This is a genomic window from Nocardiopsis sp. CC223A (assembly GCF_030766825.1).
Classification (GTDB): Bacteria; Actinomycetota; Actinomycetes; order Streptosporangiales; family Streptosporangiaceae; genus Nocardiopsis.
Map to the genome: position 1 here is coordinate 1 of NZ_JASFDV010000187.1, position 769 is coordinate 769.

The window sequence follows — 769 nt, forward strand, 5'->3', positions numbered from 1 at the left end:
TCGTAGTCACGGGCCAGACGGCGGTTGCGCACCAGCCAGGCGAAGGTGCGCTCGACCACCCACCGGCGCGGCAGCACCTGGAACCCACGGGTGTCGTCGCTGCGCCGCACGATCTCCACCACCAGCTTGAACATGTCATACGCCCAGGTGAGCAGCCCGCTGTCGACCTTGTTCGCGTACCCCGCGTCGGCCCACACCAGCCCCACCGACGGGAACCGGTCCGCCAACGCCTCCAGGACCCGGCGCCCGCCGGGGCGGTCCTGGACCGACGCGGAGGTGACCGCGACCACCAGCACCAATCCCAGGGTGTCCACGACCAGGTGGCGTTTGCGGCCCTTGGTGCGCTTGCCCGCGTCGTAGCCGCGGGCCTGGCCGCCCTCCCCGGTCAGGATGGACTGGGAGTCCAGCACCGCCGCCGAGGGGTTCGGGTCGCGGCCCGCCTGCTCGCGCACCCGGGCGCGCAGGGCGTCGTGGATCCGGTTCCAGGTGCCGTCGGCGGCCCAGGTGCGGTACCACCGGTAGGCGGCGTCCCAGGGCAGCAGGTCGGCGGGGATCATCCGCCACTGGCAGCCCGAGCGCAGCACGTAGAAGATCGCGTCCAGGACCAGCCGGTCGTCGTATCTGCGGGGTGCTCCGCCTTTGGTCTGGTCGCGGACGGGCATGAGGGGCTCGATCACCTCCCAGACCGGGTCGGAGAGGCTGGAGGGGTAGCATGGGCGGGCGTCCCCGCCGGGTTTGCATCTGCACACACAGCGCAATTCTGGCGGGG

General features: G+C 71.9%; 1 protein-coding gene. It reads right to left on the reverse strand.

Features of this window, described 5'->3' with window-relative positions; genetic code table 11:
* Window positions 1–749, reverse strand: a 749-nt coding sequence (locus tag QJS33_RS31280) for an IS5 family transposase (RefSeq protein ID WP_306371677.1), incomplete at its 3' end; no start/stop codon positions are given.
* Between the last annotated feature and the right edge of the window lie 20 nt (window positions 750–769).